Below are 23,131 nucleotides of genomic sequence, written 5' to 3' on the forward strand. Positions count from 1 at the left end.
GTGCTCCTTATTCCCCCGTCATCAGCCGGTAGCCGACGCCGGGTTCCGTGCGCAGGATGGCGGGGGAGGCGGGGTCGCGTTCGATCTTCTGGCGCAACTGGCCGATGAAGATGCGCAGATACTGCAGGTCATCCCCGTGTGCCGGACCCCAGACTGAGGTCAGCAGGATGCGGTGGGTGACGACGCGCCCGGCATGGCGGGAAAGCAGGGCGAGCAAATCGTATTCCTTTGGCGTCAGCCGGATCTCGCTGCCATCGCGCGAGACGATCCGGCGAATGGTATCGATCACAAGCCCGTCCGTCTCCAGCACCTGCGGCACGGCTTCGGCCTGCCCCCGGTGGCGCAGGGCGGTGCGGATGCGGGCGGTCAGCTCGCCGATGCCGAAGGGCTTTTCGATATAGTCGTCGGCCCCCAGATCCAGTGCGGCGATCTTCTCGCTCTCCCGGTCGCGGGCGGAGAGGATCAGGATCGGCAGGGAGCTCCAGCCGCGCAGGCTGGCGATCACGTCCTTGCCGTCCATGTCCGGCAGGCCGAGATCGAGGATGACGAGATCAGGTGCGGCGGTCGCCACCGCCTTCAGCGCCTCGCCACCGGTTGCCGCCTCCACCACGTCATAGCCTGCTGCCGTCAGCGCAGGCTTGAGGAACCGCTGGATCTGCGGCTCGTCGTCAACGACAAGGATGCGCGCACCGGAGGACTGTCCTGTCATTCTGGCAATTTTCCTTCCTGTGCGGGACCTGCTGGAAAGCGCATGACCAGCCGGGTGCCCTTGCGCCGGATGGCCGGGCTTTCGGCATGGATGTGCCCGCCCATGGCTTCCACGAAACCGCGTGCTATGGCAAGACCAAGCCCGGTTCCGGGCGCCCGCCCATCTGCCTTGCCGCGCCGGTAGAATTTCTCGAAAATCCGCTCCAGATCCTCTGGCGGAATACCCTTGCCCAGATCTGTGACGGAAATGAGCACGTCCTCCCCGTCTTGCCTTGCATAAACGTTCACCGGCTCCTGCCCGCCATATTTGATGGCATTGTCCAGGAGGTTGAACAGCACCTGCCCCAGCAGCACGCTGTCGCCGCGGATCAGCGGCAGACCCGGCGCAATGCCGGTTTCGATCACCCTGCCGGGGAAGTAACGCCTTGCCCGCTCGACGGAGGACTGGATCACGTCGGTCACATCCAGCCATTCCTGCCGGGGCTCAAGGCTGCCGGCCTCGATCCTGGTCATGTCCAGCAGGTTGGCGACGAAGCGGCTCATCCGGCTGCTTTCCTCCTCGATGGACTGCAGCAGATCGTCCTGACTTTCCGGGCTCATGCGCTTGCCAAGCTGGCGCAGGCTTGTAACCGACCCGGTGATGGTCGCCAGCGGGGTGCGCAGGTCATGCGAGATGGAGGACAGCAGCGCATCGCGGTAACGCTCGCTTTCCTGCCGTGCGGTCTGGGCGGCGCTGGCTTCCGACAGGCGGGCCCGGTCGATGGCGATCGCTGTCTGGTCGAGAATGGCTGACAGCGCCCGTTCTTCATTGATGCCGATACGCTCGTCCGTCTGCTCCACGCCACACACTCCAACAGGCCCGTGCGGGCTGAGCAGGGGGCGGAATTCGAAGCGGCAGTTGGGCAGCGTGCCTGTGCCGTGCCCGGCGCGCTCCTCCTTGTCCAGAGCCCAGCGGGCGGCGGTCAGGGCGGTCACGTCCAGGTCCGTATCCGGTGGCCATGCACCAGCAATGCGCAGGTCACCGTTCTCCGGCACAAGCATAACGATGTTGCGCTTCAGGCTGGCTTGCAACTGGGACACGGAGGCCCAGAACACGTCCTCCGCCTTCTCCGTACCGGAGATCTTGCGCGAAAAGTCATAGAGAGATTGCAGGGCAGTGGCGCGTTTGCGGGCTGTTTCCGCCTGTTCACGGATGCGCGAGGCAAAGCCGCCCGCGATCACGGCCACACAAAAGAACACGAAGAACGAGAACACCTCGTGCGGGGCGGCGATGGTGAAGGTGTGGCGCGGGTTGATGAAGAAGAAATTGTAGCAGAGCGCCGAAAAGAACACTGCCAGCAGAGCCGCCGCATAGCCTGAGGTGACGGCGGCTCCCAGCACCGCCAGCAGGAAAAGCAGCGAGATGTTGGGCAGGTGCACGAAAAGGTCGATCACCTGCCCGAAGGCCGTGACACCTGTGGCAAAGAGCATAGCCGTTGCCGCTGCATGCGGCAGGTCCTTCCAGGAAAACCGGGGGCGCCAGGCAAGGGCGCGCGGCGCTTCCTTGCCTTCCTGCATCACCAGATGCAGGCCGATGCCGGATGCCTTGCGGGAGAGCGCTTCGGGCAGGGAGGGGGAGAAGAAGCGCCGCCAGCCACGGTTCCTGGGTACACCGATGACGATCTGGGTGGCATGCTCGCGCCGGGCAAGGCGCAGGATTTCCTCCACGAAATCGGTGCCGATGATGCGCCGGGTCTCGGCGCCCAGTTGCTCTGCCAGATGCAGGATGTGTTCGATGCGGGCAAGACCCGGGCTCGTTTCCGTTTCCCGGTCGGCCCGTTCCACCGAGACGGCAATCCACGGCGCGTTGAGGCCCGAGGCAAGACGGCTGGCAACCCGGACCACCTTCTCCGAAAGCTCATCCGCTCCCACGCAAACGATCAGCCTCTCGCTCGTGGCCCAGGGGCCCTCAATGGCATTTTGCTTGAGAAAGTCGACCATCTGGTCATCGACACGGCCAGCCGTGCGCCGCAAGGCCAGTTCGCGCAATGCGGTCAGGTTGCCGACACGGAAGAAACGTTCCGTGGCCCGGCGGGCGTTGTCCGGCAGGTAGACCTTGCCTTCATGCAGGCGCTCGATCAGTTCTGCCGGGGTAAGATCCACGAGGATCACCTCATCGGCGCGTTTCAGCACCACATCCGGCACCCGCTCGCGGACGGTGACGCCGGTGATCTGCGTCACCAGGTCGGCCAGGCTTTCCAGATGCTGGATGTTGAGGGCGGTCCAGACATCAATGCCTGCGCCCGTCAGTTCCTCGATGTCCTGATAGCGCTTCGGGTGGCGGCTGCCTTCCGGGTTGGAATGGGCCAGTTCATCGACGATGAGAATGCGTGGGCGGCGTGCGAGGGCGCCGTCCAGATCAAAGGCTTCGAGCATCCGCCCGCGATGAGCCACCCGCTTGCGCGGCAGCACATCAAGCCCGTCCAGAAGAGCGGCGGTTTCGCTGCGTCCATGGGTTTCGACAACGCCAACAGCAACCTCGATTCCATCGGCCTTGAGGCGCTGGGCGCGGCTCAGCATGGCGAAGGTCTTGCCGACGCCCGGGGCTGCCCCGAGGAAGACCGTCAGTTTGCCGCGCCTGTCCTTGTCTGCAAGGGCAAGCAGGGCATCCGGGTCTGGCCTGCGGTCTTCCTCGGCCATGCGGCTCACTCCTTGAGGCTGTCGAGCGCCAGATTAAGCGCCAGCACGTTTACACGAGGTTCTCCGAACAGGCCAAGCAGCGGCTCATCCGTGTGTTCGCGCAGCAGGGAAAGGATCTTGGCTTCCGCAATCCCCCGAGCCTGTGCAACGCGTGGCACCTGCGCCAGCGCGAAGGCGGGCGAGATATGCGGGTCAAGGCCGGAGCCGGAGGCCATCAGCGCATCGGCGGGCAGGGGCGCTGCCATGCCGCTGGCGGTCAGACGTGCAGCCTCCGCCTCCACCCGCAATTTCAGTTCGGCGGAGGTGCTGCCGAGGTTGGAGCCGGAGGAGGCAGAAGCATTGTAGGGAACTTCGGCCGTCGCCGAAGGCCGGGGCCAGAAATGGCGCGGATCGCTGAAGGCCTGACCGATGTAGAGCGACCCTGCGGGCTTCCCGTCCCGCTCGATCAGGCTGCCGTTGGCTGCTCCCGGCATCAGAACCTGTGCGGCTCCGGTGATGGCGAGCGGATAGGCCAGCCCGGTCAGGATGGTCATGGCGAGGGTGAGCGCGAGTGCGGGTCTGAGATGGTTCAGCATGGGATTACACCAGATTGAGAGCGCTGACGGCCATGTCGATCAGTTTGATGCCTGCAAAGGGCAGGACCAGACCGCCAAGGCCATAGATGGCAAGGTTCCGCCGCAGCAGGGAGGCCGCGCCTGCCGGACGGTAGGCAACGCCCTTCAGCGCCAGCGGGATCAGCGCCACAATGATCAGCGCATTGAAAATCACCGCAGACAGGATGGCTGAGCGAGGTGAGGCAAGGCCCATGATGTTGAGGCTGCCAAGCGCCGGATAGGCGGCGATGAACAGCGCCGGGATGATGGCGAAGTACTTGGCCACATCGTTGGCGATGGAGAAGGTGGTCAGCGAGCCGCGTGTCATGAGCAATTGTTTGCCGATCTCCACGATCTCGATGAGCTTGGTGGGGCTGGAGTCCAGATCCACCATGTTGGCAGCTTCGCGGGCTGCCTGTGTGCCGGTCTGCATGGCAACACCCACGTCTGCCTGCGCAAGGGCCGGGGCATCGTTGGTGCCATCGCCGCACATGGCGATCAGGCGCCCGCCCTGCTGCTCGCGGCGGATATAGGCGAGCTTGTCTTCCGGTGTGGCGCTGGCCAGAAAGTCATCGACACCGGCTTCCGAGGCGATTGCAGCGGCTGTGACCGGGTTGTCGCCGGTGACCATGATCGTGCGGATGCCCATGGCGCGCAGGGCGGCGAACCGCTCCTTGATGCCGGGCTTGACCACGTCCTTGAGGTGGATAACGCCGAGCAGCCGCTTGCCGTCAGCCACTGCTAGCGGGGTGCCGCCGCTGCGGGCGATCCGGTCCACGGCGCGGGAAAACTCTGCCGGAGCTGTTGCTGCCGTGAGGCCCGCAAAGGCCAGCACTGCATCCACCGCACCTTTGCGCAGGCGGCGTTCCCCCATATCGACACCGGACAGGCGCGTCTCGGCGGAGAAAGCGATGACGGCATCAGGCGTCACCTGCGGCTGGGCGATGCCGAAGTCACCGGTGGCAAGCGCAACGATGGAGCGGCCTTCGGGCGTCTCGTCGGAAAGGCTGGCCAGAAGCGCCGCTTCCGCAAGTTCTCGCGTGCTGACGCCGGGTGCGGCAGCAAAGTCGCTGGCCATGCGGTTGCCGAAGGTGATCGTGCCGGTCTTGTCGAGCAGCAGCGTATCCACGTCGCCTGCGGCCTCAACTGCACGGCCCGAGGTGGCAATGACGTTGAAGCGCACCAGCCGGTCCATGCCTGCAATGCCGATGGCAGACAGCAGCCCGCCTATCGTGGTGGGGATCAGTGTGACCAGCAGGGCCGCCAGCACGGTGACGGAAATGACCGCGCCGGAATAGGCGGCAAGGCCCCATATGGCAGTGCAGACGAAGAGGAAGATCAGCGTCAAGCCCGACAGCAGGATCGACAGGGCGATCTCGTTCGGCGTCTTCTGGCGCTGAGCGCCTTCGATGAGGGCGATCATCCGGTCCACGAAACTGGAGCCGGGGGCGACCGTCATGCGCACGCGGATCTCGTCGGACAGCACCTCGGTGCCGCCCGTTACGGCGGAGCGGTCGCCGCCCGATTCCCGGATGACGGGGGCCGATTCACCGGTGATGGCGCTTTCGTTGACCGTGGCAACGCCCTCAATCACCTCGCCATCGCCCGGGATCAGATCCCCGGCTGCCACCAGCACCTCGTCGCCAACGGACAGGCTGGCGGCAGGAATGGTCTCCGAACGGCCATCCGGCAGGAGGCGGCGGGTGGTCAGTTCGGATTTGGTGCGCTTCAGGCTGTCCGCCTGCGCCCGTCCGCGTCCTTCGGCCACGGCCTCGGCGAAGGTGGCAAACAGCACCGTGAACCAGAGCCATGCGGCGATCTGGCCGGAGAAGACGGTGTCTTCCGCCCCCAGCACCAGATCACGGGCGAACAGCACGGTCACCAGTGCTGCCACCACTTCGGTGACGAAGATGACCGGATTGCGCACCAGCTGGCGCGGATCGAGCTTCACAACTGCGTCACGCAGGGCCGGAAGCAGGATTGTGGGGGAGAGGATGTTCGGGCCGTGAGGCAGCTTCTGCCCCTTGGCATCCCTTGTGTCAGTGGACATGGGAATAACCCTTTCAGAAGGTCTGGCCGGCAAGCATCGCCAGGTGTTCGGCAATGGGACCGAGGGCGAGAGCCGGGAAGAACTGCAGACCGCCGAGAATGAGGATGATGGCGATGAGAAGGCCGGTGAACAGCGGCCCATCGGTGGGGAAGGTGCCGGATGAGGCAGGGACCTTGACCTTCGCCGCCAGAGATCCGGCAATGGCCATCACGGGCACTGCATAGGCAAAGCGGCCGAGCAGCATGGAGAGCCCCAGTGTCGTATTGTACCAGAGCGTGTCGCCGCTGAGCCCGCCGAAGGCCGAGCCATTGTTGCCCGCAGCCGAGGTATAGGCATAGAGCATCTCCGACAGGCCGTGCGGGCCACCGGTGCCAAGGCTGGCAAGGGCCGCGGGCAGCATGGCGGACACGGCCGTGAACCCGAGGATCACCAGCGGCAGGATGAGCACGGCCAGCATGGCGAACTTCATCTCGCGTCCGTCGATCTTCTTGCCTAGAAACTCCGGTGTGCGGCCCACCATGAGGCCCGCCACGAAGACCGAGAGCAGGGCGAAGACGAGCATGCCATAGAGCCCCGAGCCCACGCCGCCCGGCAGAACCTCGCCAAGCTGGATCAGGAACATCGGCACGAGCCCGCCGAGCCCCGTCAGCGAGCCGTGCATGCCGTTGACGCCGCCATTGGAAAGGCCTGTGGTAACGGCGGCATAGAGCGCGGTCATGGCCTGACCGAAGCGCACTTCCTTGCCTTCCATGTTGCCGCCCGCCGCATCCGCGCCAAGGGCGGTCAGGATCGGGTTACCTTGCGTTTCCGCCCAGTAGGTCACGGCAACGCCGGCGATCAGCAGCAGCGCCATGGCGCTGAGCAAGGCCCAGGCCTGACGGCGGCAGTCTGCCATCACGCCAAAGGCATAGACGAGGGCGGACGACACGCTGAGCATGGCGAACATGTTGAGATAGTTGGAGAAAGCCGTCGGGTTTTCGAACGGATGGGCGGCATTGACGTTGAAGAAGCCGCCGCCATTGGTGCCAAGCTGCTTGATGGCTTCCTGGCTGGCGACCGGCCCGAGGGCAATCACCTGCTGTGCGCCTTCCAGCGTTTTGACCGTTGCAGAGGCGCTCAGCGTCTGCGGCAGGCCCATGGCAACGAAGAGGAGGGCCACGAGGATGGCCAGCGGCAGCAGGATGTAAAGCACCGCCCGTGTCATGTCGGCCCAGAAATTGCCAAGCGTGCTGGACTTGGAGTGGGCAAAGGCACGGGTGAAGGCGACGGCCAGCGCCATGCCGGTGGCAGCAGACAGGAAGTTCTGCACTGTCAGCCCGGCCATCTGGCTGAAGTGGCTGAGGGTCGTCTCTCCGCCGTAGTTCTGCCAGTTGGTGTTGGTGACGAAGGATACGGCCGTGTTGAAGGCAAGATCCGCTGACATGCCGGCAAAGCCCTGCGGGTTGAACGGCAGAAGGTGCTGCAGCCGCAGGATGGCATAAAGGGCAAGGAAGCCCGTCAGCGAAAAGGTCAGCATGGCAAGCGTGTAGCCAAGCCAGCCCTGTTCCCGCTGCGGATCAATGCCGGAAGCCTTGTAGATGCAGTTCTCGACAGGACCGAGAACAGGGGAGAGCCATGTGCGCCTGCCTGAAAAGACATGCGCCATGTAAAGCCCGAGAGGCTTGATGATGGCGAGAACGGCCAGAAAGAACAGGCCGATCTGCAGCCAGCCGGAAAGGGTCATGGATGCGCTCCGTGGAAGATCAGAACCGCTCGGGCCGCAGCAGCGTGACCACGAGGTAGATGCCGAGGCCGCAAACCACGGCCAAGCCGGACAAAAGCTCGAACATGGCTTTTGTCCTCACAGCCGGTCGAGGGCGCGGGCATAGAGGGCAAGCCCCCCAAGGCAGCCGCATCCAAGCGCGAGAAAGATGATGTCGGACATGTGCCGGTCTCCTGTTGTGACCGGCACACAATCGCCGCAAACGGCATCAGGGTTCGATTGGGAAGTCAGTCAGGGCGCATAAGGAAAACATAAAGGCCAGCTTCCTGCTGAAACTGGTCTTGCAGGCGGCGCACCCCGTGCGGCTGTGGCTGCAGCTTGTGCCCGCTATGGAAAATTGCTGTGGGAGCGGCCACATAAAAGGAACATTGATCTGCGTGACAGGAAAGGGCAACGGGCATGAGCATCAGACACGGAGGCGTGGCCGGAAGGCTCGCAGGTGGTCTTCTGGCTTTTCTGCTTGCGGCGGGTTCGGCCCTCGCGGCGGAGCAGCCGGATCTCATCTTCAAGAAGTCCACCGTGTGGAAGTTCCTCACGCCTGACCACAAGCTTGCAACCTATGCCATCGACGATCCGGTGGTGGAGGGCGTCGCCTGTCATTTCACCGTTCCGGAAAAGGGCGGCATTGACGGCTGGCTCGGTATCGCCGAGGAGGTGTCGGACATTTCGCTCGCCTGCCGTCAGGTCGGGCCGGTCAGCTTCAAGGCGCGCTTCGAGCAGGGCGAGGAGATGTTCCGCCAGCGCCGGTCGTTCCTGTTCAAGAAAATGCGGATCGTGCGCGGCTGCGACACCAAGCGCAATGTGCTGGTCTATCTCGTCTATTCCGACAAGCTGGTGGAAGGCAGCCCGAAGAACTCCACCTCTACCGTTCCCATCATGCCATGGGGCAGCGGCGAAGCGCCGCGCTGTGCTGATTTTCTGGATAAATGACAGTCAGACGTCCGCGCTGGCTTACAGCGCGGGCTCTTCCTCGTCCTCGGTCTGCGGGGCTTCCTGAGGCTTGGCATCGGGCGAGCAGAAATGGGTGTAGAGCACATCCATGACATCGCGGGCTGCGTCGCTCGCCAGCCGGTAATAGATCGTCGTGCCTTCCCGGCGGGTGCGCACGAGCCCTTGCGCGCGCAGCAGGCTGAGCTGCTGGGAGACGGTGGGCATACGCATGCCGGTCTGTTCGGCCAGATCGCCGACCTTGCACTCCCGGTCGGCCATCATGCACAGCAGCATCAGCCTCGGTGTCGAGGCGATGGTCTTGAGAAATTGAACGGCCGCTTCGGCCTTTTCTTCCAGAGCCTTGGTTTCCATGGGCGCAAGATGGCACCAAGACCCGATTGTTTCAAGCCGCGCCGTCACACTGTCTTCAGGCTTTCTGCAAGGCGCTGCAACCTGCCGGTGCGATCAGCCCCGGATCATGGCCGGCAGAAGGATGTGGCCGGCGCCGCAGCTGACGCCTGCGGTCATGCACATGCTCTTCTGGGCAGAGACGCCGAAGGGCATCGGTTTGCTGGAGGCAAGGGCTGCAAGGCCGGCGAAAGGGGAAGCGATGATGGCGAGAACGAAGCAGACCGAGACAAGACGTGCAAACATGACAGGCCCCATTTTCATCTTGCCCGGCCGTTGCGGCGGGCTGTGTTCAACTCATGGCGCTACTGTGGCAGGGGCGCGCTGAACCGGGTCTGAGGGGCAAATTCAGCTGGCGTTCAGCTTCGTGAACAGGTGTTTGGATCCTGAGGGAACCGGGCCCCTGGGCTTGCGCGGCGCGGCAGATGAATGCTTGACCGGAAACGGGAAACCGGTCACAACAGAGCCATGAATACGGCCAGCCGGACCCTCATTCCGATCACCATTATTTGCAGCTAGCACCTCTGCTGGCTGTGGCCGTTCCCTCCTTGCGCCAATTCCAAAGAGACGGACGCCCCCGGCCAGCAGGCCAGGAGACGACGTGTCATGACGAATGCCAGCCCGGACGCCCCGGTTCTGCGCCTGACCAATACGCTCACCCGGACGAAGGATGTCTTTCATCCGATCGATCCGCAGAACGTGCGCATGTATGTGTGCGGGCCGACGGTCTATGACTTTGCCCATATCGGCAATGCCCGGCCCGTCATCGTCTTCGACGTGCTGTACCGCCTGCTGCGTCATCTCTACGGGGCCGATCACGTCACCTATGTGCGCAACATCACGGACGTGGATGACAAGATCAACGCCCGCGCCTTGCGTGACTTTCCCGGCCTGCCGCTGAACGATGCCATCGCACGGGTGACCTCCACCACGGCGGATCAGTTCCATGCGGACGTGAAGGCGCTGGGCTGCCTTGAGCCCAGCCATGAGCCGCGCGCCACGCAGCATATCGCGGGCATGGTGTCGATGATCGAAACGCTGATTGCCCGCGGCCATGCCTATGTGGCGCAGACGCAAGATGGCGGCGAGGTGCTGTTCGACACGGGCTCCATGGAGGCCTATGGCCAGCTGTCCAAGCGCAATCTGGAGGACCAGAGGGCAGGCGCACGCATTGCCGTGGATGCCCACAAGAAGAACCCGGGCGACTTCGTGCTGTGGAAGCTGTCTTCCCCCGAAGAGCCGGGCTGGGACAGCCCCTGGGGCCGTGGCCGCCCCGGCTGGCACATCGAATGCTCGGTCATGAGCGCCCATCACCTGGGCGAGGTGTTCGACATTCACGGCGGCGGGCTGGATCTCATCTTCCCGCATCACGAAAACGAAATCGCCCAGTCCTGCTGCGCCCATGGCACCAGCGTGATGGCAAACTTCTGGCTGCACAACGGCTTCGTGCAGGTGGAGGGGCGCAAGATGTCCAAGTCCGAGGGCAACTTCGTCACCATCCACGACCTGCTGCACACGGAAAAATTCGGCGGCCGCAAATGGCCGGGCGAAGTGCTGCGGCTCGCCATGCTGATGACGCATTACCGCGAGCCGATTGATTTTTCGGTCAAGCGACTGGAGGAGGCGGAGCGGCTGCTGGCGAAGTGGCCGGAGGTTGAGGATGCTGATGGTGCTCCGGCAGAGGAGATTCTGGCTGCCTTGACGGATGACCTCAATACGGTTGCTGCCGTGCAGGCCCTGCATGGCCTTGCGCAAGACGCCGCCAAGGACAGTGCCTTGCTTCCGGTCTACTGGGCCAGTGCGCGTCTGCTCGGGCTTGCGCCTGTTGCTGCTGTGCTGGAGGGCGTGGATACGGGCCGCATCGAAACCCTCGTTGCAGACCGCCTTGCCAGCCTTGAAGCCAAAAACTGGGCCGAAGCCGACCGCATCCGCGACGAACTCTCCGCCATGGGCATTCAGCTCAAGGACGGCAAGGACAAGGATACGGGCGAGCGTGTGACCACGTGGGAGGTGAAGCGCTGAGGGGCGTTTCGTCCCTCGAGAGTCTGCCCCCCACCCCTAACCCCTCCCCACGAGGGGGAGGGGGGCGGAGAAGCGCCGCCACAGATCAGATTTAGAACTGCGGGCAATGTCCGAACCTAATGTGTGGATGCAATAGCCACGAGGGGGAGGGGAGCGGACGGGCGGTGTTTCAGGCAGGTTTCGTCACTGCGGGTAAGGGAAAAAATTTCCTTTATGATGAGCTTCCTCTCCTCTGGAAGTGGGTTTTGGCAAAGCCTCTCAGCCCCCCTCCCCCTGGTGGGGAGGGGTAAGGGGTGGGGGGGCTCTGCGGTTGCAAGGAAGCTGGGCTTCAAAGTGCGACTGACTGCAGGCAAAAGGGGTGTGTAACTTGACTGCAATCTCGAAGGACACACGATGCCGGGCGGTCAGCTTGAGGAGGGAGCAGACCTTTCAGGAAAAAGCGCTTTGGGTGCAGTTGAGAGAGTTGAAGGCATATGGAATTCACGTGCGGCGCCAGGCTCCGGTTGGTCCATATGTCGCGGATTTCGCAATCCTCTCGCGCCGTGTGGTTATCGAGGTCGACGGTGAGGTGCATGGGACCGGGGTTCAAGTTTCAAGGGATGAAACCCGGGACAGGTGGCTTCAGAAGGAAGGGTTTCAAGTCTGGCGTTATGCGGCTGCGGATGTTGAACATAATCTTGAGGGTGTGGTCGAGGATGTGCTGAGGCGGTTGGGATTGCAGGGGAGTGCCGGGTGACTTGAGCTGGGCGTCCCTCTAGAGTCTGCCCCCCCACCCCTACCCCCTCCCCACGAGGGCAGGGCTATCGCATATGGCGGAAATCTCTTCCGCCTGCGCAAGTATCGAACGCTCAGTCCTTGCGAAGGGAAATTTTGGAATCCGGAAATGCGTTGCGACGACAGATCCGAATCCAAAAATTCCATATGCGATTCCCCTGCCCACGAGGGGGAGGGGGGCGGATAGGCAGGGCTTCAAATAGGCCTCCTCACTGCGGGTAAGGGAAAAACTTCCTTTGTGTTGAGTTTCCTCCGGTCTGAAAGTGACGTGAAGCAAGGTCTCACAGCCCCCCTCCCCCCGGTGGGGAGGGGTAAGGGGTGGGGGGCTCGGCAGTAGAATGCAAACTGGCCAGTGTTGTGTGTCATGGCTAGGCGCGAGGTATGGCGAGTTGCAACAGGGAGAACCAATCATGACCAGTGAACGGTCTGGCGGGTGTCAGTGCGGGGCGGTGCGGTTCCGGGTGCGGGGGCAGCTGGGGCATGCCTCGGTGTGCCATTGCCGCATGTGCCAGAAGGCTTTCGGCAGCTTCTATGCGCCGCTGGTGTCGGTGCGCGAGGCGGACAACGTGGAGTGGACGCGCGGGGAGCGGGCCGTCTTCCGCAGTTCCAATGTGGTGTCGCGCGGCTTTTGTTCCGCCTGCGGTACGCCGCTGACCTATGAGGCGCCGGACGGCATGGCCATCGCCATTGCCGGCTTTGATGACCCGTCCGGGATCGTGCCCATCGTTGCCTATGGGGTGGAAGGCAAGCTGCCTTATGCCGATGCGGTGCCGGATCTGCCGGAACGCAAGACGGAGGAGGACTTTGCGGCGGCGGCGTTTCTGGCTGCCATCGTCAGCTTCCAGCACCCCGATCATGATACAGACGTCTGGCCGCCCGAGGCGGCCTGAGGAAGGAATGATCCAATGACGGAATTGCGCGGCCTTTATCCCGAAATCGAGCCCTATGCCTCCGGCATGCTCGATGTGGGCGATGGTCACACCATCTACTGGGAACGCTCCGGCACACCGGGCAAAAAGCCGGCGGTGTTCCTGCATGGCGGGCCGGGCGGCGGCATTTCGCCGGCGCACAGGCGGCTGTTCCATCCGGGTCACTATGACGTGCTGCTGTTCGACCAGCGCGGCTGCGGCCGCTCGACGCCCCACGCGGAACTGGAAGCCAACACCACCTGGCATCTGGTGGAGGACATCGAGCGCCTGCGCAAGCTGGCGGGCGTGGACCAGTGGCTTGTCTTCGGCGGCTCCTGGGGCTCGACGCTGGCTCTGGCCTATGCGCAGACCTATCCGGAACGCGTGAGCGAACTGGTGCTGCGCGGCATCTACACGCTGACCAAGGCGGAACTGGACTGGTACTACCAGTTCGGCGTCTCCGAAATGTTCCCCGAGAAGTTCGAGCGCTTTCAGGCGCCGGTGCCGGAGGGCGAGCGCCATGCGATGATGGCGGCCTACCAGCGCCTGCTGACCCATCCGGACAAGGGGGTGCGGGTGGAGGCGGCCAAGGCCTGGAGCCTGTGGGAAGGTGAGACCATCACCCTGCTGCCGAGCCTCGACAACAGCCAGCATTTCGGCGAGGACGAATTCGCCCATGCCTTCGCCCGCATCGAGAACCACTTCTTCATGCATGGCGGCTGGCTGGAGGAGGGGCAGCTGCTGCGCGACGCGGGCAAGCTGAAGGACATTCCGGGTGTGATCGTCCATGGCCGCTACGACATGCCTTGCCCGGCGCGCTATGCCTATGGCCTGCACAAGGCCTGGCCGCGGGCGGATTTCCACCTCATCGAAGGGGCAGGGCATGCCTTCAACGAGCCGGGCATCCTCGACCGGCTGATCCGCGCCACCGACATGTTCGCAGGCCTCCCCGAGGCCTGAAGCTAAAAAAAAACAGCCAGAAACCGGTATCCAGACAATGACCCGCGAGAAACTCTACCTGTTCGACACCACGCTCCGTGACGGGGCGCAGACCAGCGGCATCGACTTTTCCATCGCGGAAAAGATCGCTATTGCCGAACTGCTGGAGCGGCTGGGTGTCGATTACATCGAGGGCGGCTATCCGGGTGCGAACCCGACGGATACCGAGTTCTTTTCGGAGAAGCGGACGAAGACCGCCCGCTTCACCGCCTTCGGCATGACCAAGCGGGCAGGGCGCTCCGCCTCCAACGATCCGGGCCTGCAGCTGCTGCTGGAAGCCAAGGCGGATGCCAACTGCTTTGTGGCCAAGTCCTGGGATTATCATGTGGAAGTGGCGCTCGGCTGCACCAACGAGGAAAATATCGAGAGCATCCGCGACACGGTGCAGGCGGCTGTTGCGGCCGGCCGGGAGGCGATGATCGACTGCGAGCATTTCTTCGATGGCTACAAGGCCAATCCGGACTACGCGCTGGCCTGCGCCCGCACGGCCTATGAAGCGGGGGCGCGCTGGGTGGTGCTGTGCGACACCAACGGCGGCACCCTGCCGGGCGAGGTGAAGGAGATCATCGCCCGCGTGAAGCAGGTGGTGCCGGGCAGTCATCTGGGCATCCACGCCCACAATGACACAGGCCAGGCGGTCGCCAATTCGCTGGCGGCGGTGGAGGCTGGCGTGCGCCAGATCCAGGGCACGCTCAACGGCATCGGCGAGCGCTGCGGCAATGCCAATCTGATCAGCCTGATCCCGACGCTGATGCTGAAGGCGCCTTACAGGGATACGGTGGAACTCTCCGTCCGGCCGGAACGGCTGAAGGACATCACGGCCATCTCGCACACTTTCGACGAGATGCTGAACCGCGCCCCGGACCGCCATGCGCCCTATGTGGGCGAAAGCGCCTTCGCCACCAAGGCCGGCATCCATGCCTCGGCCCTGCTCAAGGACCCCAAGACCTATGAGCATGTGGAGCCGGAAAGCGTTGGCAACAAGCGCAAGGTGCTGGTGTCCGATCAGGCAGGCAAGAGCAATCTGCTGGGCGAGCTTTCCCGCCTTGGCATCGACGTGGACAAGGCCGATCCGAAGCTGGATGCGCTGCTGACGGAAGTGAAGGAGCGCGAGGCCAAGGGCTACGCCTATGAAGCGGCCGATGCCTCCTTCGAGCTGCTGGCCCGGCGCATCCTGGGCAAGGTGCCGCGCTTCTTCGAGGTGAAGTCCTTCCGCGTCATGGTGGAGCGGCGTTTCAACGCGGTGGGCGAGCAGGTCACCATGTCCGAGGCGGTGGTGAAGGTGGATATCGATGGGGAAACCCGCATGTCCGTCTGCGAGGGCAACGGCCCGGTCAACGCGCTGGACGGTGCGCTGCGCAAGGATCTGGGCAAGTATCAGTCGGCCATCGAGGGGCTGGAGCTGGTGGACTACAAGGTGCGTATCCTCGATGGCGGCACGGGCGCCATCACGCGTGTGCTGATCGAAAGCCACGACAAGACCACGCACCAGCGCTGGTTCACCATCGGCGTGTCGTCCAACATCGTCGATGCCTCGTTCCAGGCACTGACGGATTCCATCACCTATGCGCTGTTGAAGTCGGTGGGATAGGACCCCTAATGCCAAGGCTTTCGATGCTGACGCATCACGCCTTGAAAATGCTCAAGCGCCGCAAGGGCTTAACCAATGCCCGATGAGTCAAGCTCATCAAGCATTGGTATAAGATCAGCCCCTGCCGCCCGAGGCAGGGGGGCCTCAACGCGAAGGCTCAGGAGGCAACGAGCTGGTTGCGTCCGGAGTCCTTTGCGGAATACAGCCGGGCGTCGGAGGTCCGGATGGCTTCCGACAAGTCATGGCCGGGGATGACTGACAGGCCAATGCTAGCGGCAATGCGGAAGGTCTGCTCGCCGGACGAAATGTCGAGGCTCTGCAGCCGGCAGCGGAAGGCTTCGACGCGGGTCATGACCTCCGCTTCGCTCTTTCCGCATAATACGGCACAGAACTCGTCACCGCCCAGCCGCACCGCCTGACCTTCCTCGCCTGCAAGCCGCAGAAGCTCGTCCGACAGGGCAATCAGCGCCCGGTCTCCGGCTTCGTGGCCGTAGGTGTCGTTGACATGTTTGAACTTGTCCACGTCAACCAGCGCCAGCCAGCGGACTTCGCCGCGCTCCTGGGCTTCTGAAACAAGGCGGATGCCTTCACTGAACAGGAAGCGGCGGTTGTAGAGCCCGGTCAGAGCGTCCCGGAAACTGCGGTCGCTGAGATCGGCAAAACGGTCGATGACATCGAGGTTCTGGGAAACCCGCAGCAGCAGTTCTTCCGGCGGACAGCTCTTGTGCAGGAAGTCGCTGGCGCCGTATTTCAGAAAGCGTATGCGGTTTTCCATGTCTTCGGATCCGGAAATACCGATGACGGCGAGGGATTCCCGGCTGCGCTTGCGCCGGATTGCCTTCAGGAACGAGAATCCGTCTTCCTCCGGCATGAAGTAATCCACGATGACCAGCCGGATTTCCGGATAATCCTGCAGATACTGCATGCCCTCCTTGGCGGAACTGGCCACAAACATCTTGTAGCGGTGCCGGGCAATCGTCTCGCTCATATAGGTCCGCTCGACCACCGCGTCATCGATGACCAGCACGCCAATGGACGAATTCCGGCCCAGCCGCTGCACCAGATCGCCGAGGTAGTCGAGACTGGAAGGGCTATCCTTGATGATGTAGTCGAGCACCCCCTTGTCACGCATCGCCTTGCGCAGATGGGGCTCGAAGCGGCTGGTGAAAACGACCGTGGGAACCCGGTGCGAGATACACAGGTCCACAATCTGACCGTCCGGAGCATCGGGCAGGGTCAGGTCGACAAGGGCCAGCTCAAAGGCTTCGCCGCCGCCTGTGAGCTGGGCTTCCGCCTGGGCAAGGGTCCTTGCCACCGTGATCCGGCGCTCTCCGATCTCAGCGAGTTTCTTGAGTGCAGCCTTCTCAAAGAAGGCGGCATCCTCGACGAGAAGGATCTTCTGCATATCTGTCCGCCGGCATTGATAAAAGTTTCGAGAATAGTGAATGCCAATCACAAACAAACAGTTATCCTGACGCGTCAATTTTTCTCAAATGACCAATTTGACGCGGTGCCGGCGGCGGGGAAAGAGTCAAAATATCAATAGTTTGCCCGGGCGCTCGAATTATAGGTGTGCACCCCGGCAAAGACTTCCTTGAGTTGTTATAGGCAGTTATACGTATGCCTTGTCAGAAGTTCTCAAGTCCCGCTGCGGCATCAACAAGTTGGGCGTTTTGTGAGGACTGGAAGGCTTCCTGCAGCATCGGAATGATACTGGCAGTGTCAGAAGCAACGAGATAGGGCACATCCTGCTCGGGCCGGATGAAAGCCTCGTTACGCATGTGGTCGAGGAGTTCCAGGAGCGGAGACCAGAAACTGTTGATATTGGCCAGAAGTACCGGTTTGCGGTGCTGTCCCAGCTGGGCCCAGGTCATCATTTCGACGACTTCCTCCAGAGTGCCAATACCGCCGGGCAGGGCGACAAAAGCATCCGACTTCTGGAACATCAGTTTCTTGCGCTCGTGCATGTCGCGGGTGACGATGAGATCGCTCACCTCATGCAGCATGACTTCGCGCTGCTCGAGAAACTCCGGGATAATGCCGGTTACCTGTGCCCCATGATCAAGGGCGGACTTGGCAACTGCCCCCATAAGGCCAACGGAACCGCCGCCATAGATAAGCGACAGCCCTGCCTCGCCGATCAACCGGCCGAGGCTTCGGGCAGCGTCCAGATAGGTTGCGTCATGGCCGAAGCTTGATCCGCAATAGACACAAATGCTCTTGAGATTCGTCATGGCAAAATGTTTGGCATTGGCAGACAGCCATGGTCAAGCATTGCCTGCGGCAACAAAGCTTGCGTGCCTTGTGCAAAATGCCGTTTATGCGGCGAATCTGCTAGATCTTGTGGTGTTCTTCGTGAAACGCTGGGGAACTGTTCAGAAATTGGGTGTCCGGTGCAGCCGGGCATGTGGCAGGGGGCGAGCTGTGCGGCTGTTGAAGAGAGCCGCCGCACCTCCAATCAGGGTTTGGGGTCTGAGATGACACGTAAAGGGGTTACCGTCAGTCTGGTCATTGCCGTGGTCGTGGGGATCATTGCGCTGCTGACAGGCTATCTGAGCCAGAAGGATGCGGAAGCGCCCCGGGAAACGGCAAGTGCCCCGCAAGCCGCAAGTCAGACGGCCGCCCCTGCAACCCAGGCCGAGGCCCCGGCGGCAACGGCTCCTGATACCGCGTCCCAGCCGGCCGCAGTCCAGTCCCCGGCCCCGGCGGCTGAACCTGCCGCAACTCCCGAACCGGAAGCTCCCAGCTTTGACGTCGCTGGAATTGAAGCCGATGGCGCAGCCGTGATTGCGGGCCGTGCGGCACCGGGCTCGAAGGTGTCTCTGCTGGCCAATGGCGAGGTGATCGGCACCGCCACAGCCAATGAGGCAGGGGAATGGTCGATGGTCCTCGACAAGCCGCTGGCGCCCGGCGACTACGACATGCTGCTGCGCATGGAAACGGCTGACGGGAAGACCATCGAGTCGGCGCAGCGCCTGACCGTTTCTCTTCCGGGCAGCGGTCAGGAACGTCCTCTGATCGTCCTCAACAGCCCGGATGCACCGTCCAGCGTGCTGCAGCAGCCCGCCGCTGTCGAGGTGGCGAGCGCTGAGGCCACTCCGAAGCCGGAGGAGACCGCGCCAGCAGCTGAAGCGGCACCTGAAGCGGCCTCTGAAGCGGCACCGGCGGCAGCGCCCGAAGGAGAGCCTGCAGCAGAAGCAGCTCCTGCCGAGCCGGCGCCTGTGGCCGCCGAAACCGCCGCGCCGGAGGCCGGCACCACCGAACCGGCGGCAGCATCTGCCCCGGAATCTGCGCCGGAACCTGCATCTGCACCTGAAGCTGCCCCGCAAGCCACTGCTGAAGCAGCCCCGGACGCAGCCCCAGACGCAACCCCAGACGCCGCTCCTGAAGCTGCCGCGGAGGCCGGTCCGGAACAGGCTGCCGTGCCGGCCGGGGCCGCTCCCGAGCCTGCACCAGTTGCTGCCGCGCCTGCGCCCGCAGAAGCGCCCGCAGCAGAGGTCAAGCCCGTCATCGCGCCGGTCACAGTGGAAGCGGTCGAGTCCGAGGATGGCAAGCTCTATGTGGCTGGCACCAGCACGGCGGATGCGCTGCTGCGCATCTATGTGGCCGATGCTCTGGTTGGTGAAACGAAGGCCAACGGGGATGGCCGCTGGCTGCTGGAAACCACGGCTGAGATTCCGGTTGGTGACGTCGAGGTTCGTGCCGACCATGTGGACCCGGTCACCGGTGCGGTTCTGGCCCGTGCTGCCGTATCGTTCCGCAAGGCCGAGCCGCAGGAGATCGTTCTGAGCAAGGTCGAGGAAGCCGGTTCTGAAGGCGCGTCCGATGCCGCTGCTGCCCCGCAGGTGCCGAATGTCATCATCCGCAAGGGCGACAATCTCTGGAACATCTCCCGCCGCCTCTATGGCACGGGCTTCCGCTACACCACCATCTATCAGGCCAACAAGGACCAGATCCGCAATCCGGACCTGATCTATCCGGGACAGGTGTTCCTGACCCCGGGTGCGGAACCGGATGACGCTGCCAAGTAAGCTGCGGATCTGTGCCGACGAATTGCGAGGCGCCGGGAAACCGGCGCCTCATTACATTGTGGAGCTCGTTCTCGTGGTCAGCCGTTTTTCTTCTTGGGCCCATCTCCTGCGCTCCCGTACTTGAAGATCTTGGTTTTTCAAGAGGGGGTGCATCAGGTTTAGCTCGTTGTAATTTTCTGCTAATTGATAATAAATTTCGCAATTTAATAAAGTAAATATTTTTTAAAATTTATAATAAAGTTGGAAGAGTATGTTGTATTGCTTTGTTTTGTGAATTTTGTTTATCAAAATGAATTATTTTATTGCCTTTCCAAAACCCTGTTATTAGGCACGGATGCGTGTGAGGCGCGCATTTGGGGAATATGGTATGAGGAATTTATTCTTGGTTGGGGTGATGCTTGCTTTGGCTGGCTGCGCAAAGTCCCCTGAGTCAATCGCACCCGCGTATGTCAGCCCTTTGGCTTACAAGTCTTACAACTGTGATGTGCTTACTTCCGAACATGCCCGCGTGACCGGCGCGTTGGCCAGTGCGTCCGCGCAGCAGGAAAAGGCGCGCGGGAACGATATTGCCGGGGTAATTCTTCTTGGGTTGCCTGTGTCGACACTGTCTGGTGATAACGTTGCCCCTCAAGTGGCTCAGCTTAAAGGCGAGAAAGAAACACTTGAGAAGACAATGATTGAGAAGAGCTGCAAGAGCTAAGAATGAAATCCCTTCAGGCCGCTGAGGGACTTATCCATCGTTACCCAGGGCCTTGTGACGAGGATCTATACAAGTAACTGGCTTGTAGATGACCGGAACGAGCCCGGAGATGGCGAAAGAGAAGAATACCTGTTTTGTCATCAACTTCAGGCGCCGGGCAACCGGCGCCTTCGGTTTTTCCGGCTTTGCAGATCTGTTACAATGGAAGCCGGTTCACGAAAGAAGTTGCTTGGCCATGCGTGTTGTCCTGGCGATGATCGCCATCCTGCTTGCCGCCGCGCAACAGGTGCGCGCTGAGGCTGAGGCATTCTCCCTTGCCCTGGATGAGCTTCAGGTGGCGCAGCGGTTCAGCTGCGGCGGCAGCTGCGGCACGGTGCGCTCCTGCGAGGAGGCCGTCTATCTCTGGTGTGTCTGCGGCTATGCCCGTGCCGATGGTGACGGTGATGGCGTGCCTTGCGAAAAGGTCTGCGGCGACAGCACGCAGCGCAATCTGCAGAAGGTGCGGGAGCTGATGGACCAGTTCGGTTGCCGCTAAGACCAGATCCCGCTGAGCGTGACTCATCAGGACTTGGTCGGGCCTGTGCGGGGTTTGAGCATTATCGAGGCGTGATGCGTCAGCATCCCGGATGCCTTGGTACAAGCCTCTGCTGATTCAACATGTCAACACACTGACTCAGCGGTATCAGCCACTTGCACCGGCAACATGAATCACAAGGGGGCAATTGGCCGGAAAACCGGAATCAACATGCCAAGTGCTTGAATCAGTTTGTGAAGAAGCCGAATCGATCTCTCAGCTCTCCAGGCCAAGTGCCTGAGCCGACTCCATAATCCGGTCGATCAGCGCCGCCGCTTCACCCATATGGAGCGCAGGGTCCTTGAGGGAGCTCCAGTCAGCGGGAACCGGGGTCATGGCGGCCAGCACATCGAAGAGATGGGTGCCGCTGGACAGGACTGTAGCACAGGCTTTCTTTACCAAATCTTGCGCCTGCGGACGGGGCATGGTGGCGGCGAGCGCAAAGCTTGCTGCCTCTGCCAGCAGCAGGCCGTTGCTTGCCTCGATGTTGGCGCGCATGCGGGCGGTGTCGATGACGAGGCTGTCCAGCAGGCTGGTGGCTGTGGTGAGCGCCTTGCCGGTGGCGGCAGCGATCTGCGGCAGGCTCAGCCACTCGATCAGCCAGGCCGCGCCGCTGCGCTCATACTCGGCGATGGCTGCCTGCTGCAGGGTGCCGAGCTGGCCGCCGGTGTAACGGGCGAGGGCGATCAGCACTTCGGCGCCCACCGGGTTGGCCTTGTTGGGCATGGTGGACGAGCCGCCGCCGCTGCCGGGGCGCAGCTCGCCGATTTCGTTCTGGGAGAGAAGGGCGATGTCCTGCCCGGTCTTGCCGAGGCTGCCGGTGACGAGGGCACACCAGCCTGCAAATTCTATCAGCCCGTCGCGGCTCACATGCCAGGGCACGGGCGAAATTGTGAGACCCAGCCGTTCGGCGAGCTTTGCCTCCACCGCCAGCCCATGCGGGGCCAGCGCGGCAAGGTTGCCCGACGCCCCGCCCAGCGACAGGCGGAGCAGGCGCGGGCGCAATTGAGCAAGACGTTCCAGATGCGCCAGCAGCGGTGCCAGCCACACGGCGGCCTTCAGGCCGAAGCTTGTGGGAGTTGCCTGCTGCATGCGGGTGTGCGCCGCCATGGGTGTTGCCCGGTGCGCTTCAGCCATGCGCAGCAGCAGCCGGGAAAGGTCACGCAGGCGCGTTTCGAAAAGGTCTGCCAGTTGCGACAGCCGCAGCACCAGACCGGTGTCGGCGATGTCCTGACTGGTCGCGCCCCAATGGACGAAGGGAGCATGGTCTGCAGATACTGCCTTGCGCAGGGCCGCGACCATCGCCGGCACGGGCACGCCGTCCTGCGCAGTGGCCGCCGACAGTGCAGCCGGGTCCAGCGTCAGGTGTCTTGCTGCCGCGCTGATCGCCTTCGCAGCTTCGTGCGGAATGAGGCCGCAGTCCCCTTGCGCCAGCGCCAGCGCTGCCTCCACCTCCAGCATGGCCGCAAGGACGGCAGCATCGCTGAACAGAGCCGCCGTTTCGCCATCCTGCAGCAGGCCGGAGAGGAGAGGGGAATCGAAGGGGCTGACGGTCATGGCTGTCCCTGATGCGGCCGGAAATGGCGCTGGTAGGTATTGGTACTGGAACGGCAAGGACCCGCCAAGGGCGGGCCGGACGCCGGGTGCTGGAGCATCGCAGAAAAGACTGGAGCCGGGCCGTCTTTGGCCCGGCTCCATGCACGGTTCCTGATCAGGGTTTGATGGGCTATCTGGATCTCCCCCCGGTCAGGTCCGTCTCTTGCCTGCGAGCGATCAGATGTCGAAGAACACCGTCTCGTTCTCGCCCTGGATGTGGATGTCGAAGGTGTAGACCACCTCGCCATTCCGCTCCCCGCGCTGGGCGATCAGCGTCTTGCGGCGCACCGGGTGTTCCACCAGATTGATCACCGGGTCCTTGGCATTGGCCTCTTCCTCGTCGGAGAAATAGAGCCGGGTGTTGAGGCCGAGGTTGATGCCGCGTGCGACGATCCACAGGCTGATATGCGGGGCCTGCGGGCGCCCGTCACGCCAGCGCACGGAGCCGGGCTTGATGGTTTCGATGACGAAGACGCCGGTTTCAAAGTCCGAGCAGGTGCGGCCCCAGCCCCGGAAATCCGGATCAAGCTGGCCTGGCCCCTTGTCTTCCGGGTGGTTGTAGCGGCCATCGCTGTTGGCCTGCCAGCTCTCGATCAGCACATCCTTCAGCGGCGTGCCGGAGCCGTCGAAGACGCGGCCCTCGATGCGGATGCGTTCACCGCGCGTATCGGGGCCGGCGACCACATGGCTGAAGTTCTTCTCGAAGATGTCGAACCCGGCTGCCTGCGGGGCAAGGCCGATGTGGACATAGGGGCCCGCCGTCTGGCTGGCGGTTTCCTGAAGATAGGGAAGAGGCAGAACCATGG

21 protein-coding genes are annotated in these 23,131 nt (G+C 62.8%); 9 read left to right on the plus strand and 12 right to left on the minus strand.

Annotation, left to right across the window (positions count from 1 at the left end; translation table 11 throughout):
• Nucleotides 1-7 precede the first annotated feature (7 nt).
• Genes AC0CMF_RS10070 through kdpF form a run of 6 tightly spaced genes read right to left on the minus strand, consistent with a single transcriptional unit; the run spans nucleotide 8 to nucleotide 7,859 of the window.
• Nucleotides 8-709, minus strand: a complete 702-nt coding sequence (locus AC0CMF_RS10070; RefSeq protein WP_374628734.1) for a response regulator — start codon at nucleotides 707-709, stop codon at nucleotides 8-10.
• Nucleotides 706-3,387: an ATP-binding protein gene (locus AC0CMF_RS10075; protein WP_374628735.1), complete on the minus strand. Its 2,682-nt coding sequence runs from the start codon at nucleotides 3,385-3,387 to the stop codon at nucleotides 706-708. Before AC0CMF_RS10075 ends, AC0CMF_RS10070 begins: the two co-directional genes overlap by 4 nt.
• A 5-nt stretch (nucleotides 3,388-3,392) precedes the next feature.
• Nucleotides 3,393-3,962: a potassium-transporting ATPase subunit KdpC gene (kdpC, locus tag AC0CMF_RS10080; RefSeq protein ID WP_374628737.1), complete on the minus strand. Its 570-nt coding sequence runs from the start codon at nucleotides 3,960-3,962 to the stop codon at nucleotides 3,393-3,395.
• A 4-nt stretch (nucleotides 3,963-3,966) separates the two neighbouring features.
• The gene (gene kdpB / locus AC0CMF_RS10085) at nucleotides 3,967-6,030 is read right to left on the minus strand and encodes a potassium-transporting ATPase subunit KdpB (RefSeq protein ID WP_374628738.1); all 2,064 of its coding nucleotides are present in this window, start codon (nucleotides 6,028-6,030) and stop codon (nucleotides 3,967-3,969) included.
• A gap of 13 nt (nucleotides 6,031-6,043) precedes the next feature.
• Nucleotides 6,044-7,753: a potassium-transporting ATPase subunit KdpA gene (gene kdpA, locus AC0CMF_RS10090; protein ID WP_374628739.1), complete on the minus strand. Its 1,710-nt coding sequence runs from the start codon at nucleotides 7,751-7,753 to the stop codon at nucleotides 6,044-6,046.
• Between the two features lie 19 nt (nucleotides 7,754-7,772).
• Complete coding sequence (gene kdpF, locus AC0CMF_RS10095) at nucleotides 7,773-7,859, minus strand: K(+)-transporting ATPase subunit F (protein ID WP_081625930.1); 87 nt, start codon at nucleotides 7,857-7,859, stop codon at nucleotides 7,773-7,775.
• A gap of 332 nt (nucleotides 7,860-8,191) precedes the next feature.
• On the opposite strand from kdpF, the gene AC0CMF_RS10100 reads away from it, so the two are divergent.
• The gene (locus AC0CMF_RS10100) at nucleotides 8,192-8,722 is read left to right on the plus strand and encodes a CreA family protein (RefSeq protein WP_374628740.1); all 531 of its coding nucleotides are present in this window, start codon (nucleotides 8,192-8,194) and stop codon (nucleotides 8,720-8,722) included.
• Between the two features lie 21 nt (nucleotides 8,723-8,743).
• On the opposite strand, the gene AC0CMF_RS10105 is transcribed toward AC0CMF_RS10100, so the two are convergent.
• Both AC0CMF_RS10105 and AC0CMF_RS10110 read right to left on the minus strand, forming a co-directional pair.
• On the minus strand, nucleotides 8,744-9,094 hold the full coding sequence (locus tag AC0CMF_RS10105; protein ID WP_186393832.1) for an ArsR/SmtB family transcription factor: 351 nt from the start codon (nucleotides 9,092-9,094) through the stop codon (nucleotides 8,744-8,746).
• A 93-nt stretch (nucleotides 9,095-9,187) separates the two neighbouring features.
• Entirely contained in the window at nucleotides 9,188-9,376 is a 189-nt protein-coding gene (locus AC0CMF_RS10110) for a hypothetical protein (RefSeq protein ID WP_058900287.1), read from the minus strand.
• Between the two features lie 360 nt (nucleotides 9,377-9,736).
• Between AC0CMF_RS10110 and cysS the strand changes: the two genes are divergently transcribed.
• From cysS to cimA, 5 genes are all read left to right on the plus strand, one after another.
• Entirely contained in the window at nucleotides 9,737-11,152 is a 1,416-nt protein-coding gene (cysS, locus tag AC0CMF_RS10115) for a cysteine--tRNA ligase (protein WP_374628742.1), read from the plus strand.
• 367 nt (nucleotides 11,153-11,519) lie between these two features.
• Nucleotides 11,520-11,888, plus strand: coding sequence for an endonuclease domain-containing protein (locus AC0CMF_RS10120; protein WP_058900285.1), 369 nt, complete (start codon nucleotides 11,520-11,522; stop codon nucleotides 11,886-11,888).
• 448 nt (nucleotides 11,889-12,336) lie between these two features.
• Complete coding sequence (locus AC0CMF_RS10125; protein ID WP_082676082.1) at nucleotides 12,337-12,816, plus strand: GFA family protein; 480 nt, start codon at nucleotides 12,337-12,339, stop codon at nucleotides 12,814-12,816.
• Nucleotides 12,817-12,831: 15 nt separating this feature from the next.
• Nucleotides 12,832-13,794, plus strand: coding sequence for a prolyl aminopeptidase (gene pip / locus AC0CMF_RS10130; protein WP_058900283.1), 963 nt, complete (start codon nucleotides 12,832-12,834; stop codon nucleotides 13,792-13,794).
• A gap of 37 nt (nucleotides 13,795-13,831) precedes the next feature.
• Nucleotides 13,832-15,424, plus strand: a complete 1,593-nt coding sequence (gene cimA / locus AC0CMF_RS10135; protein ID WP_058900282.1) for a citramalate synthase — start codon at nucleotides 13,832-13,834, stop codon at nucleotides 15,422-15,424.
• Nucleotides 15,425-15,581: 157 nt separating this feature from the next.
• On the opposite strand, the gene AC0CMF_RS10140 is transcribed toward cimA, so the two are convergent.
• Nucleotides 15,582-16,829: a diguanylate cyclase gene (locus AC0CMF_RS10140; protein WP_050471228.1), complete on the minus strand. Its 1,248-nt coding sequence runs from the start codon at nucleotides 16,827-16,829 to the stop codon at nucleotides 15,582-15,584.
• A 223-nt stretch (nucleotides 16,830-17,052) separates the two neighbouring features.
• Nucleotides 17,053-17,658, minus strand: a complete 606-nt coding sequence (locus AC0CMF_RS10145) for an LOG family protein (RefSeq protein ID WP_050471229.1) — start codon at nucleotides 17,656-17,658, stop codon at nucleotides 17,053-17,055.
• Nucleotides 17,659-17,901: 243 nt separating this feature from the next.
• Here AC0CMF_RS10145 and AC0CMF_RS10150 point away from each other — a divergent pair, with 243 nt between their 5' ends.
• The 3 genes from AC0CMF_RS10150 to AC0CMF_RS10160 all read left to right on the plus strand — a co-directional run bounded on the left by AC0CMF_RS10150 (nucleotide 17,902) and on the right by AC0CMF_RS10160 (nucleotide 20,690).
• Nucleotides 17,902-19,455: a LysM peptidoglycan-binding domain-containing protein gene (locus tag AC0CMF_RS10150; protein ID WP_058900280.1), complete on the plus strand. Its 1,554-nt coding sequence runs from the start codon at nucleotides 17,902-17,904 to the stop codon at nucleotides 19,453-19,455.
• A gap of 391 nt (nucleotides 19,456-19,846) precedes the next feature.
• A complete protein-coding gene (locus AC0CMF_RS10155) occupies nucleotides 19,847-20,155 on the plus strand; it encodes a hypothetical protein (RefSeq protein ID WP_247647911.1) in 309 nt (102 codons plus the stop codon).
• Nucleotides 20,156-20,390: 235 nt separating this feature from the next.
• Nucleotides 20,391-20,690, plus strand: coding sequence for an excalibur calcium-binding domain-containing protein (locus AC0CMF_RS10160; RefSeq protein WP_374628743.1), 300 nt, complete (start codon nucleotides 20,391-20,393; stop codon nucleotides 20,688-20,690).
• A gap of 255 nt (nucleotides 20,691-20,945) precedes the next feature.
• Here AC0CMF_RS10160 and AC0CMF_RS10165 read toward each other — a convergent pair whose 3' ends face one another.
• Nucleotides 20,946-22,286: a 3-carboxy-cis,cis-muconate cycloisomerase gene (locus AC0CMF_RS10165; protein ID WP_374628744.1), complete on the minus strand. Its 1,341-nt coding sequence runs from the start codon at nucleotides 22,284-22,286 to the stop codon at nucleotides 20,946-20,948.
• A gap of 216 nt (nucleotides 22,287-22,502) precedes the next feature.
• Nucleotides 22,503-23,129, minus strand: coding sequence for a protocatechuate 3,4-dioxygenase subunit alpha (gene pcaG / locus AC0CMF_RS10170; RefSeq protein ID WP_374628745.1), 627 nt, complete (start codon nucleotides 23,127-23,129; stop codon nucleotides 22,503-22,505).
• Between the last annotated feature and the right edge of the window lie 2 nt (nucleotides 23,130-23,131).

The sequence above is a fragment of the Pannonibacter sp. CBAS1226 genome (assembly GCF_055685825.1).